Source organism: Sphingopyxis sp. GW821-FHT12C06 (genome assembly GCF_058807415.1).
Genome location: NZ_JBXAQR010000002.1, coordinates 687,102 through 698,597, shown reverse-complemented (window position 1 = coordinate 698,597; position 11,496 = coordinate 687,102). Strand labels below are relative to the sequence as shown.

At 63.0% G+C, this 11,496-nt stretch carries 12 protein-coding genes and 1 tRNA gene; 7 read left to right on the top strand and 6 right to left on the bottom strand.

Features of this window, described 5'->3' with window-relative positions:
• The first annotated feature begins 73 nt into the window (after positions 1 to 73).
• The 3 genes from AC1RRJ_RS08750 to AC1RRJ_RS08740 all read left to right on the top strand — a co-directional run bounded on the left by AC1RRJ_RS08750 (position 74) and on the right by AC1RRJ_RS08740 (position 1,299).
• Positions 74 to 649: a DUF1214 domain-containing protein gene (locus AC1RRJ_RS08750; RefSeq protein WP_493121536.1), complete on the top strand. Its 576-nt coding sequence runs from the start codon at positions 74 to 76 to the stop codon at positions 647 to 649.
• Between the two features lies 1 nt (position 650).
• Complete coding sequence (locus AC1RRJ_RS08745) at positions 651 to 1,178, top strand: DUF1254 domain-containing protein (RefSeq protein WP_493121534.1); 528 nt, start codon at positions 651 to 653, stop codon at positions 1,176 to 1,178.
• A 44-nt stretch (positions 1,179 to 1,222) separates the two neighbouring features.
• A tRNA-Arg gene (locus tag AC1RRJ_RS08740) sits at positions 1,223 to 1,299 on the top strand.
• An 81-nt stretch (positions 1,300 to 1,380) separates the two neighbouring features.
• On the opposite strand, the gene AC1RRJ_RS08735 is transcribed toward AC1RRJ_RS08740, so the two are convergent.
• Positions 1,381 to 1,806: a GNAT family N-acetyltransferase gene (locus tag AC1RRJ_RS08735; protein WP_493121531.1), complete on the bottom strand. Its 426-nt coding sequence runs from the start codon at positions 1,804 to 1,806 to the stop codon at positions 1,381 to 1,383.
• A 48-nt stretch (positions 1,807 to 1,854) separates the two neighbouring features.
• Positions 1,855 to 2,715, bottom strand: a complete 861-nt coding sequence (locus tag AC1RRJ_RS08730) for a class I SAM-dependent methyltransferase (RefSeq protein WP_493121528.1) — start codon at positions 2,713 to 2,715, stop codon at positions 1,855 to 1,857.
• Positions 2,716 to 2,865: 150 nt separating this feature from the next.
• Between AC1RRJ_RS08730 and AC1RRJ_RS08725 the strand changes: the two genes are divergently transcribed.
• The 4 genes from AC1RRJ_RS08725 to AC1RRJ_RS08710 all read left to right on the top strand — a co-directional run bounded on the left by AC1RRJ_RS08725 (position 2,866) and on the right by AC1RRJ_RS08710 (position 7,071).
• The gene (locus AC1RRJ_RS08725) at positions 2,866 to 3,837 is read left to right on the top strand and encodes a glucokinase (protein WP_493121526.1); all 972 of its coding nucleotides are present in this window, start codon (positions 2,866 to 2,868) and stop codon (positions 3,835 to 3,837) included.
• Between the two features lie 43 nt (positions 3,838 to 3,880).
• A complete protein-coding gene (locus AC1RRJ_RS08720) occupies positions 3,881 to 4,621 on the top strand; it encodes a gamma-glutamyl-gamma-aminobutyrate hydrolase family protein (RefSeq protein WP_493121523.1) in 741 nt (246 codons plus the stop codon).
• A 117-nt stretch (positions 4,622 to 4,738) separates the two neighbouring features.
• Complete coding sequence (locus AC1RRJ_RS08715; protein WP_493121520.1) at positions 4,739 to 6,112, top strand: aspartate aminotransferase family protein; 1,374 nt, start codon at positions 4,739 to 4,741, stop codon at positions 6,110 to 6,112.
• Between the two features lie 20 nt (positions 6,113 to 6,132).
• The gene (locus tag AC1RRJ_RS08710; RefSeq protein ID WP_493121517.1) at positions 6,133 to 7,071 is read left to right on the top strand and encodes a DUF808 domain-containing protein; all 939 of its coding nucleotides are present in this window, start codon (positions 6,133 to 6,135) and stop codon (positions 7,069 to 7,071) included.
• Between the two features lie 32 nt (positions 7,072 to 7,103).
• On the opposite strand, the gene AC1RRJ_RS08705 is transcribed toward AC1RRJ_RS08710, so the two are convergent.
• From AC1RRJ_RS08705 to AC1RRJ_RS08690, 4 genes are read right to left on the bottom strand one after another with little or no spacing between them, the layout of a single operon-like run.
• Positions 7,104 to 8,585, bottom strand: a complete 1,482-nt coding sequence (locus tag AC1RRJ_RS08705; protein ID WP_493121515.1) for a DMP19 family protein — start codon at positions 8,583 to 8,585, stop codon at positions 7,104 to 7,106.
• 4 nt (positions 8,586 to 8,589) lie between these two features.
• Positions 8,590 to 9,720, bottom strand: a complete 1,131-nt coding sequence (locus AC1RRJ_RS08700; RefSeq protein WP_493121512.1) for an ABC transporter ATP-binding protein — start codon at positions 9,718 to 9,720, stop codon at positions 8,590 to 8,592.
• A 2-nt stretch (positions 9,721 to 9,722) separates the two neighbouring features.
• Positions 9,723 to 10,565, bottom strand: a complete 843-nt coding sequence (locus AC1RRJ_RS08695) for an ABC transporter permease (RefSeq protein WP_493121509.1) — start codon at positions 10,563 to 10,565, stop codon at positions 9,723 to 9,725.
• Complete coding sequence (locus AC1RRJ_RS08690) at positions 10,565 to 11,470, bottom strand: ABC transporter permease (protein ID WP_493121506.1); 906 nt, start codon at positions 11,468 to 11,470, stop codon at positions 10,565 to 10,567. Before AC1RRJ_RS08690 ends, AC1RRJ_RS08695 begins: the two co-directional genes overlap by 1 nt.
• Between the last annotated feature and the right edge of the window lie 26 nt (positions 11,471 to 11,496).

Sequence of the window (11,496 nt, the reverse complement as noted above, 5' to 3'; positions counted from 1 at the left end):
TATTCCCGTCATCCCGGTAAAGCCGGGATGACGGGAATAGCCCGCTCACCTCGCGAAAGAGGGGATGGGGCGCATGAAGAGCTGGCACCGCTATGCGATCACTCTGGTGGGCGGCTTGGCGGTGGGGCTCGGCGCCGCTTGGGCGATCACCGGCCGCGGACTTTCGGACGGTCAGATCGCCAACGGTCCTTGGACTACCTCACTCGGCTACGGCACGAAGGCGACCGATCCCGTCACCCGCGCCGCCGTGGCGCGGGCAGGGCTGCTCGCATTGCCGGCAAAAGAAACCGTCTATTGGTCGGCGAAGAATGACGCCGCGGGCGCGCCGCTCGACGGCAATTGCCGCTACAGCCTGTCGGGCAAGCCGCTCGATGCGCGCTGGTGGAGCGTTACCCTCTATGATGCGGCGGGCTATCTGGTCGCCAACGACGCCAAAATCTGGTCGGTCAACGGCGCCAATGTCTCGCTGGATGAAAAGGGTGGGTGGCGGGTCACGATATCGCCCGACAAGCCTGCAGCCGGGGCCTGGCTCCCCGGCACCAAGGGGCAGCCCTTTCACCTGACCTTGCGCATGTATAATCCGGGCGACGGCTTTCGTGCCGATCCCGCCAAGGCGGCGTTGCCCAAAATCGTGAAGGAGGGCTGCTGAGATGCGTAGCTGGCTTGGCCCCCTCCTGTTTGGCCTGATCGTTGCGGTCGCCACGGCTTGTGCCGCGATTGCCGCCATTCCCTATGGCTTGATGAACGTCGCGATTGACCGTCTGGGGCAGGGTGGCACGAACCGCATGGCCTATGGCAATCTTGCGACCCCCGACCGTCAGCCGGTGGTGCGGCCCAGTCCTGACCTCGCTTATTCGAGCTGCCCCTACGATCTGTCGGCGGGGCCGCTGGCGATCGATGTGACCCCGGTGCCGGGCCGCTACAGCTCGCTCAGCATCTTCGACGCCGCAACCGACGTCATCTTTGTCCGCAACGATGTCGAGGCAGGGGGCAAGCCCTATCGAATCATCGTCGCGCGTGACGGGCAGACGGTTCCCGCGGGGTCCGAAGTCGTTCGTACGAACCATGATCGCGGTATCGCGCTCATCCGTCTTTTGCTGAAAAATCCGTCGGAAATCGGTCAGCTCGACGCGGCGCGGCGACAATCTTTCTGCGCGACGGTCACAAAGCTGAAATAGGGGGTTGCGCCCCTGCAACTCACCCCGTAAAGGCCCCTCACCACGCACCCGTAGCTCAGCTGGATAGAGCATCAGACTACGAATCTGAGGGTCGGGCGTTCGAATCGCTCCGGGTGCACCATTTTCCTTCATAGTATGAAAAATGGCCGAAAGGCAGGCTTTACAGCCTGCGCCAAGCTGTCGTCTGACGATGGAAAAGCCCTCAGCGGAGCAATTGCTTCCGCATGAAGTACCGGCTTTCTCCCCGGGGATGGTTCGGAATTTCTCCCGCGATTTCGAAGCCCAGTTTCTCGTAAAAGGCGCGCGCCTGAAACGAGAATGTGTCGAGCCACATCCCCTCGCATCCCGCTTTCATCGCCGCCGCTTCCGCTTCGGCGATCAGTCGGGTTCCGATGCCTGTGCCGCGCAATTCTTCGGGCACCGCGACGATGTCGATGCGCAGCCAGTCATAGAGAATTTCACCCCACAACCCGCCTTCGATTCGAGCGCCATCCGATTCCAGGATCAGCGAGACGGCTTGTGCGTCCATGTCGGGGAAGGCCGCCCGGTTATACGCCAGCAGCGGAGCGGCGAGCGCCGCGCCTTCCTCTTCGGTTATCGACAGAAGCGATTTGATCTCGATCGGCATGGCTGGCGGATAGAATGCGCGAGCCCGCTGCGCAACGCCGCCGCCGTGTTATGCGCCGGGATTGCGCGCTGTGACGATCCACGCCGCACCATCGATCAGCACCGATGTCTCGCCGGGCCGTGCGGCAAAGGCCGTCCGGACGGCTGCGGCGGCCCGCGCCCGCACATCGTCGGGCTGACCCGCGAGCGCGCGTGACAGCGGGCCGACGGCGAAGGCCAGCTCCAGAGCATCGTCGATCGCTTCGTCCCGTGTCGCGCCATGGCCATAGGGGATGGTGGCGTCGAACGGAGCGATTGCGATCTCGTCAAAGCCGGCGTCGGCCAATATGCCTGAAATGCGCGCCGGATCGGCGAAGGCAAAGGGGCCCGGCGCCATCGGATCGGCGGGAACGGGCGGCACGATGTCGCGGATCGCCGCCATCGGCAGGCGGACCCAGTCATTTTCCTGGGCGCTGCGCCAGCAGACGAAGGCCAGCCGTCCGCCGGTCTTCAGGCCGCGCCGCATATGGGCAAAGGCGGCGACGGGATCGTCGAAGAACATCACGCCGAACCGCGAAAAGAGCAGGTCGAAGGCGCCCTGCGGGAAGGGCGCGGCCGCGGCGTCGGCAAGCTGGAAGTCGACCGGTGCTTGCCCGGAGGAATCTGCGCGGGCGCGCGCGATCAGTTGCGGCGATATGTCGGCGCCAAGGACATGACCGCCGGGGCCGACGCGCTCTGCCAGGGCAAAGCTGGTCACGCCGGCGCCGCAGCCGATGTCGAGAATATGCTCGCCGGGCTTTGCGGCTGCGGCGTCCATCGCCGCGTCGCCAAACGCCTCGAGCATCAGGTCGAGCCGCAACTGGTGTGTGACCCAATTGTCGCCGCTGTTTCCGTCCCAGTCGTGGGTTGGCGTTTTTTGGGCGATTGTCATGACGCGGCTTCCTTGTTGATGCGAATGATTCGCAATTATGCTTTATTCGCTCAAAGAACAAGGCGGTGCATAGCTATAGCGTCTTGCATCGGGCGAGGCCATGCGACATCCCTCGGGCAAAGGGACGCCGTGGATCGGCTAGGGAGAATTATGAGCGAAGCCATCGTCACGGTCGATATCGGCGGCACCCATGCGCGATTTGCAATTGCCGAGGTCGCGGGAGGCCGTGTGATCTCGCTCGGTGAGGCAACGACACTGCACACCAGGGATCATGCCAGCTTTCAGCGGGCGTGGCAGGATTTCGGACGCCAGCAAGGCGGAACATTGCCGCGCGCCGTCGCGATCGCCATCGCCGGGCCGACGCGCGGCGAGATTATTCGCTTCACCAACAATCCGTGGATTATCCGCCCGGCGCTGGTCGGCGAGAAGCTGAACGTCGATCGCCATGTGCTGGTCAATGATTTTGAGGCGGTCGGCCATGCCGTTGCGCAGGCCGACGAAAGCTATTTTCAGCGGCTGACCGGCCCCGACGAACCGCTTCCCGCCACGGGCACGATCACGATCATCGGTCCGGGGACGGGCCTTGGCGTCGCGCATATCTGGCGCGATGGTGCCGATTATCGCGTTCAGGCGACCGAGGGGGGGCATATCGACTTTGCGCCGCTCGACACCATCGAGGATGCGATCCTCGCACGGCTTCGCAAGCGGCACCGCCGCGTTTCGATCGAGCGTGTCGTGTCGGGGCCGGGCATCGTCGATATTTACGAGACGCTGGCCGGGCTCGAAGGGCGTGCGGTGACCCCGCTCGACGACAAGGCGATCTGGACCAATGCGCTTGGCGGCGAGGACAGCCTTGCCGCGGCGGCGGTCGACCGCTTCTGCCTGTCGCTGGGCAGCGTCGCGGGCGATCTTGCGCTGGCGCAGGGCGCGAGCGGGGTGGTGATCGCCGGCGGGCTGGGGCTGCGCATCCGCGACAGTCTGGTCGTGTCGGGTTTCCCCGAACGCTTCATCGAAAAAGGGCGGTTCGAGGGGTTCATGGCGGCGCTTCCGGTCAAGCTGATCACCCATCCGCAGCCGGGCCTGTTCGGCGCGGCGGCGGCGTTCGCGCGCCAATATGCTTAAGATTCTGCTGGCGCTGCTGCGTTAAAAGCGGCAGCTTGGCGGTATGTCAGAGCGCCCCGTCCTTGGTATCATTGCCTGTAACCGCATGGTGGGGACCGAGGTCGCGCAGGCGGTGGTCAATCGCTATGCGACCGCGGCGATGCGCCATGCCGATTGCGCGGCGCTGATCATCCCGTCGCTGCCCGACCTGATGCACGCGCGCGAAGTCGTCGGGCGTCTCGACGGCGTGCTGCTGACGGGAACGCCGTCTAACGTCGAACCCGCGCGCTATGGCGATACGACCGCAGGGGAGGGGCCGTTCGATCCCGACCGCGACCGGATGATGATTGAGCTGGTGGAAGCGGTGATCGCGGCGCAGCGGCCGCTGTTCGGCATTTGCCGCGGGTTTCAGGAAATCAACGTCGCGCTTGGCGGTACCTTGCGCCGCGACACGTCGGCGAGCGACGAACTGCTCCATCATCACGCACCCGACGGCGTCGATTTCGACGCGATGTTCGACCATCGGCACAAAGTCGAACTGGTCGAGGGCGGGATTCTCGCTACGGCCTATGATGCGCCGTCGATCGAGGTGAATTCGGTCCATTACCAAGGGGTCGGAAAACTCGCCGACGGTCTGACCGTCGAAGCGCAGGCGCCCGACGGTCTTGTCGAAGCTTATAGCGCCCGTCCCAACGGCGCGCCGCTGCTCGCGGTGCAATGGCATCCCGAATGGGCGACCGACGTCAATGAACAGAGCCAGGCCTATTTCCGCCTGCTCGGCCAGGCTTTGCGGGGCGCGTTATGAACCGGCGCATCACCCGCTATAACCGCTATCTCGCGCGGCTCGGTTTTTCGCCCTGATTGAAGACAAAACTCGTTTCTTCGCTCGATACGAACGGTCTTTAAAATTCAGGAGTTTTCCATGCCCCGCAATCATGACATTGCCGAACTGCGCCGCCTCGACGTCGCTCACCATCTGCCTGCCCAAGCCGACTGGGCAGAGATCGAACAGATGGGTGGCAGCCGCATTATCACCCATGCCGAGGGTTGCTATATCCACGACGGCGACGGCCACCGCATCCTCGACGGGATGGCGGGCCTGTGGTGCGTCAATGTCGGCTATGGCCGCGAGGAGCTCGTCGAGGCGGCGGCGGCGCAGATGCGCGAGCTGCCCTTCTACAACACCTTCTTCAAGACCGCGACGCCGCCGACGGTGACCCTCGCGGCGAAAATCGCGAGCCTCACCGGCAACCGTCTGCCGCACATCTTCTTCAACGCCTCGGGCAGCGAGGCGAACGACACGGTCTTCCGCATGGTGCGCCATTACTGGAAGCTGAAGGGCGAGCCCAACCGCACCGTCTTCATCAGCCGCTGGAACGCCTATCATGGTTCGACCGTCGCCGGGGTCTCGCTCGGCGGGATGAAGGCGATGCATGCGCAGGGCGACCTGCCGATCGCCGGTGTCGAACATGTCCGCCAGCCCTATGCCTATGGCGAAGGGCAAGGGATGACCGAGGAGGAGTTTTGTGACGCCTGCGTTCAGGCGATCGAGGACAAGATTCTCGAGGTCGGGCCGGAAAATTGCGCTGCCTTCATCGGCGAACCCGTACAGGGCGCGGGCGGGGTGATCATCCCGCCCAAGGGCTATTGGCCGAAGGTCGAGGCGGTGGTGCGCAAATATGGCCTGTTGCTCGTCGCTGACGAGGTCATCTGCGGTTTCGGGCGCACCGGCAAAATGTGGGGACATGAGGCGATGGGCTTCACCCCCGACCTGATGCCGATGGCGAAGGGGCTGTCGTCGGGTTATTTGCCGATTTCGGCGACCGCGGTCGCGGCGCATGTCGTCGAGGTGCTCAAGACCGGCGGCGATTTCGTCCACGGCTTTACCTATTCGGGCCATCCGGTTTGTGCGGCGGTCGCACTCAGGAATATCGAGATCATCGAACGCGAGGGGCTGGTCGAGCGCACCGGCAGCGTCACCGGGCCGCATCTCGCGAAGGCGCTTGCGACGCTGAACGACCATCCGCTCGTTGGCGAAGCGCGCTCGATCGGCCTGCTCGGTGCGGTCGAGATCGTCGCCGACAAGGAAACGCGCGCCCGTTTCGGCGGGGCCGAAGGGACCGCGGGGCCGATGGCGCGCGATGCCTGCATCGCGAATGGCCTGATGGTCCGCGGTATCCGCGACAGTCTGGTGATGTGCCCGCCGCTGGTGATTTCGACCGAACAGATTGACGATATGGTTGCCATCATCCGCAAATCGCTCGATGAGGTGCTGCCGCGCCTCCGCGCACTCTAAACAGGAAAGCTCAACCCCCTATGCCTTCAGGCCTTTTTGCCTTGCTCGATGATATCGCGACGATTGCCAAGGTCGCGGCGGCGAGCATCGACGATATTGGCGCCGCCGCGTCGAAGGCGGGGGTGAAGGCTGCGGGGGTCGTGGTCGACGATACGGCGGTCACCCCGCGCTATGTCACCGGCTTCAACCCCGACCGCGAGCTGCCGATCATCTGGCGGATCACCAAGGGGTCGATTTTCAACAAGCTGGTGCTGATCCTGCCGGCGCTGCTGCTGCTGTCGACCTTCGTGCCTTGGGCGATCACTCCGCTGTTGATGATCGGCGGCGCCTATCTGTGCTTCGAGGGTGCCGAAAAGGTGCTGCATTCGTTGCAAAAGGACAAGACGACCCTCGCCGAGGACGCTGCAATCGTCGCCGACCAGGATCATGAGGAGGCGATGGTGAAGGGCGCGGTGCGGACCGATTTCATCCTCTCGGCCGAAATCATGGTGATCGCGCTCAACGAAGTCATCGACGAACATTTCGCGATGCGCGCCGCAACGCTCGCAGTGGTCGCGGTTGCGATCACCATCGCGGTCTATGGCGTTGTCGGGCTGATTGTGAAGATGGACGATATCGGCCTGCATATGGCGAAGGAAGGCAATCGCGCGCGGCGCGCGATCGGGCGCGGGCTTGTCGATTTCATGCCCAAGCTGCTGGCGGCGCTCGCGGTGATCGGCACTGCGGCGATGTTGTGGGTTGGCGGCCAGATCTTCATCCACGGCCTCGACGAATATCGCATCGGCAACATCGGCCACGGCCTCCATGATTTCGCGCATGCCGTCGCGGGCAATTTGCCCGGCGCTGGCGTGTGGGAATGGTTGATCAACGCTGGTGGCGCGGGGGTGTTCGGGTTGGCGCTCGGCGGCATTGTTGTTGCTGTGCTGCACCTGCTGCCGGGCAAAAAGGCGGCACACTGACCCCGCGAAAGTTTGCGGGCTGACGCTCGTACTTAGGCGTTCACGATGCCCGGCTGCTCTCTTTCCAGCAGGATCAATAGCCGTCGAAGACGCTGCAGGCGAAGAGGGTTCGCCTGATCGCCGCCATCATTCTCTGTTTCCCAAGTGATTGCGATATCCAATTGGCGTACGGCGCTCGCGCGCTCCCGCGCGGGAACTTTGGCGGGCGGCAACAGGGATAGCCGTTCGGCATTGACCACGCCCCAACGATTCCGGTCGTCAGGTCGAAGGAGTGGCCGACCTTCCAACAGCGCATCGCGTGCTGCGTCGAGTTGTTCCGCGCCGCCGCCGTTCGCTGCGAGGACGAGATGTGCCTCCGCGCGGCCAAGGATGCTGCGCACCCGACAGCCGTAAAGATCGGGTCGAGAGGCGTCCGCCGCCAAGGCGTTAGTAAACGCATCCACGGCCTCCCGCACGCCCGGCAGGTGACTTTCGCAAAGTCGCCCAAGCTGGACGAGCGACTGGCCGAGAGAGCGCCAATCGAAGCCGGCGTCATATTTGTAGATTGCGCCTGTCGCGATGGTTTGTCCGAAGGCGTCTGCCGCTTGCTCAAGCAGGTCGGGTCGGCCCAGCCGTTCGCCGGCATAGAGCAGCTTGGACGCGTACATCCGGATGGTGTCGGGCCAGCGTTCAGTCGAACTGATCCGGTAGTGAGCATGGAGGTCGCGAAACCCGGCGAATATCTTATCGATCCGTTCATGGTCTTCATCGGCGACAGCCGGATAGACATCCAGAATCAGAGCCCCCTGTATATCGCTGATTTGCCACTCCCGGGGCCGATCCGCCGCAATGCTGCGCAGTTTTTGATCGAAGATCGTTTCGTCGGGACGTGGCGCGGCGGCCTTTTCCCGAAGACGGGCTGCAAAATTGGTCAGCCGCATCCACGGCGATTGTGGGGTTCTGGTCATGCGTTGCCGGTTCGGCAATGCGTTGCCGGCCATGATCGCCTTTTGACGCGCCCGAAGCGCCCGCGGAGTCAATGCAAGCACAGTGGATGCCTGTCTCAACCAGTTCGTTGCCTGCCGGGAAAAGCGGTCGGGGTCCGATGAGTTATGGAACGCATCGTCCAATTCACTGATCGTGTCCGGAATATCGCCAAAGCCAGCGCCATCGATGACTACCCTCGCCAAGTCTGGGTCTCTGTCTAACCTGTTCCTGAACCGTCGAAAGATGGCGAGCAGGTTTTTGAGTTCGAGCTTGTCGAGTCCGGCTTCGATATCGTTCAACACGTCCGGCTTCATTTCTGAATTGCCGGCGAACTGGCCGTGGCCCCCGTTTTTGACCTGTCCGATGTAGAAGCTGGCGTGATAGATTAACCATGCGTCCGGCTGGACGTCTTCCCGGACCAGCCGCGCTTCTTCGAGGCACCAATTACAGAACCGAAGCACCGCGTCGGGCAGGGTGTCGGGGTCGCGCGCGCCGAATTCGACCCGCGTGACCAGTATTTCTGGTGCAGTTAAATCCAGCGATTGCACGAAGCTACCCCAGCAAAACCACCGGGCTATCGGCACGCCAGTGCATGCTGACCTTGTCGTCCCAGGTGAAATCCTCCTGGTCGTGGCGCGACAGGTTGGGGCGTGACACGCGGATGCGCGCGCCCGATTCCAGCTCGATCTCGAACAAGGTGATGTCGCCGAGATAGCTCATCCCTTTGATCTTGCCGCGCGCGAAATTATAGCCGTCGGGGGCGTCCAGCGCCGCCGCCCTGACTGCTTTGCCTTCGCCCGGAACGTGGAGATAGATTTTCTCGGGGCGCAGCGCGATCCACACATCGGCGCCGTGCGGGCCGGTGACGCCGTGGTTGAGATAGACTTTGCCCAGCCCCGGACAATCGACCGCCGCCTTGTCGGGATCGTCGAGGGTCAGCTTGCCCTCGAAGATATTCACCGACCCGACGAAATCGGCAACGAAGCGGTTGGCGGGATATTCGTAGAGATCCGATGGGGTCGCGAGCTGCGCCACGTCACCCTTGTTGATGACGGCGATGCGGCACGCCATAGATAGCGCCTCGTCCTGATCATGGGTGACAGTGACGAAGGTGATGCCGACTTTCTCCTGCAATTCCGACAGCTCGAACTGCATCTGCGCGCGGAGTTTCGCATCGAGCGCCGACAGCGGTTCGTCGAGCAGCAGCACCTTGGGCCGCATCACCAGGCTGCGCGCGAGTGCAACGCGCTGGCGCTGGCCGCCCGACATCTGGTCGGGCATGCGCGTTTCGAAGCCACCGAGCTTGACCAGCTCGAGCGCCTCGGCGACGCGATCCTTTGCCTCGCCGCCTTTCACACCCGCAATTTTCAGGCCGTAAGCGACATTGTCGGCGACGCTCATATGCGGAAACACCGCATAGCTTTGGAACACCATGTTCACGGGCCGCTTGTTCGGCGGAATCCCCGCCATATCCTGTCCGTCGATCAGGATTTTGCCTTCGGATGGCAGCTCGAATCCCGCGATCATCCGCAGCAGGGTCGTCTTGCCGCAGCCCGAGGGGCCGAGGAGGACGAAAAATTCGCCCGCCAGAATGTCGAGGCTGACATCATCGACCGCAGTCACCTTGCCAAAGCGTTTGGAGACATTCTGGATCTGGATGATCGGGCGCGCGGTGTCGGTCATGGTCAATGGGTTTCTGCAATGGCCTTCACGCCCTGAAACTTCAGCGCGGCGGCGGTCAGGATGACGGTCAGGATGATCAGGATGGTCGAGGCGGCGTTCACCTCGGGCGTTACCGAGAAACGGACCATCGAATAGACTTTGACCGGGAAGGTGATCGTGTCGGGACCGCTGGTGAAATAGGTAATGACGAAATCGTCGAGGCTGAGCGTGAAGGACAACAGCGCCCCGGCGACCAGCGCCGGCTTGATGTGCGGAATCAGTACGTCGCGGAATACCTGCCACTCATTCGCACCCAGATCCTTTGCTGCCTCCTCCTGCTCGCGGTTGAAGGTCGCGAGCCGCGATCGCACGACCATCGTCACAAAGGGGAAGCAGAAGGTGATGTGCGCGATGGTGATCGCGCCGAGGTTGAACGGCCAGACGAGGTCTGTCGGCCAGTCGATCGCCGAGAAGAACATCAGGAAAGCGACGCCAAGGCAGATTTCGGGGACGATGATCGGCAGCGAGATCGCGCCGTCGATCGCGCCCTTGAACGGAAAGCGAAAGCGCCACAGCATCACCGCGGCTACCGCGCCGAGGACGAGGCTCGCAACCGTCGCGAGCGCGGCGATGGTCAGCGAGTTGACCAGCGCCTCGACCAGCTGATCGTTGGCGAACGCTTTTTCATAATATTTGGTCGTGAAGCCGCGCCACACGACGTTGCGCTTGCTGTCGTTGAAGCTGAAAATCATCAGCACGAACAGTGGCGCGTAGAGAAACAGCATCACCACGCCGACCCAGAGGCGCATCCACAGGGTGCGGCTATATTCGAGCGGCGCGCGCGGGGTACGGGCGAACAGTGCCATCAGTTCACCTCCGGGACTTTTCGGCGCATCGATTGCAGCGCGATCAGGATGAACATCGCATAGATGAGCAGGAAGGAGAGCGCGGCGCCGAACGGCCAGTCATTCGCCTTCTTGAACTGGCGCTCGATCACATTGGCGATCATCTGGCTGTCGGTCCCGCCCATCAGATCGGGGGTGAGATAGGCGCCGAGCGCGGGGATGAGGGTGATCATCACCCCGGCGATGATCCCCGGCGCAGCGAGCGGGACGACGATGCGCATGATCGTGCGGAAATGCCCGGCACCCAGATCAAGGCTTGCCTCGATCAGGCTGCGGTCAAGCCGGTCGAGCGCCGCGTAGAGCGGCAGCACCATGAAGGGCAGGTGGACATAGACGAGCCCGAACACCACCGCGAAATTGTTGAAGAGCAGCTGCATCGGCTCCCACGTCGGCAGCGGTTGCAGCCCGACCAATGTCTTGAGCCAGCTCGTCCCTTCCCACAAGGCGCCGAGACCCTTGTTCGCATAGCCTTGCGTGCCGAGCAGCATCATCAGCGCATAGGTGCGGATGAGCAAATTGGTCCAGAAGGGCAGCATGATGCCGAGCAGCAGCCACGGTCGCCACTTCTCGCTGGCGAAGGTGATCGCCATCGCGACCGGGAAACCGATAATCAGGCAGATCAGCGTGACGAGCGCCGCGACCGCGAAACTCTTGGCGAAGATGGTGATGTAGAGCCACTCGGTCGCGCGCTTGTAATTGTCGAGCGTGCCCGAGATTGTGATGTCGGTCAGTCCGCGGTTCTCGCCGAAGCTATAGAGCCAGACGATGGCCATCGGGACGAGGAAAAAGACGATGACCCAGAACAGCGTCGGTATCGACACTGCGGCGAAGGTTCGCTTGCTGGTTTTCCAGTCCTGTTCGGCCACCCCCCGATGCCTCCCTCCTTCCGGTC

Excerpts from the sequence above, each read along its gene's own strand:
- AC1RRJ_RS08750 (WP_493121536.1), top strand. The coding sequence starts at position 74 with ATGAAGAGCTGGCACCGCTATGCGATCACTCTGGTGGGCGGCTTGGCG.
- AC1RRJ_RS08745 (WP_493121534.1), top strand. The coding sequence starts at position 651 with ATGCGTAGCTGGCTTGGCCCCCTCCTGTTTGGCCTGATCGTTGCGGTC.
- AC1RRJ_RS08735 (WP_493121531.1), bottom strand. The coding sequence starts at position 1,806 with ATGCCGATCGAGATCAAATCGCTTCTGTCGATAACCGAAGAGGAAGGC.
- AC1RRJ_RS08730 (WP_493121528.1), bottom strand. The coding sequence starts at position 2,715 with ATGACAATCGCCCAAAAAACGCCAACCCACGACTGGGACGGAAACAGC.
- AC1RRJ_RS08725 (WP_493121526.1), top strand. The coding sequence starts at position 2,866 with ATGAGCGAAGCCATCGTCACGGTCGATATCGGCGGCACCCATGCGCGA.
- AC1RRJ_RS08720 (WP_493121523.1), top strand. The coding sequence starts at position 3,881 with ATGTCAGAGCGCCCCGTCCTTGGTATCATTGCCTGTAACCGCATGGTG.
- AC1RRJ_RS08715 (WP_493121520.1), top strand. The coding sequence starts at position 4,739 with ATGCCCCGCAATCATGACATTGCCGAACTGCGCCGCCTCGACGTCGCT.
- AC1RRJ_RS08710 (WP_493121517.1), top strand. The coding sequence starts at position 6,133 with ATGCCTTCAGGCCTTTTTGCCTTGCTCGATGATATCGCGACGATTGCC.
- AC1RRJ_RS08700 (WP_493121512.1), bottom strand. The coding sequence starts at position 9,720 with ATGACCGACACCGCGCGCCCGATCATCCAGATCCAGAATGTCTCCAAA.
- AC1RRJ_RS08695 (WP_493121509.1), bottom strand. The coding sequence starts at position 10,565 with ATGGCACTGTTCGCCCGTACCCCGCGCGCGCCGCTCGAATATAGCCGC.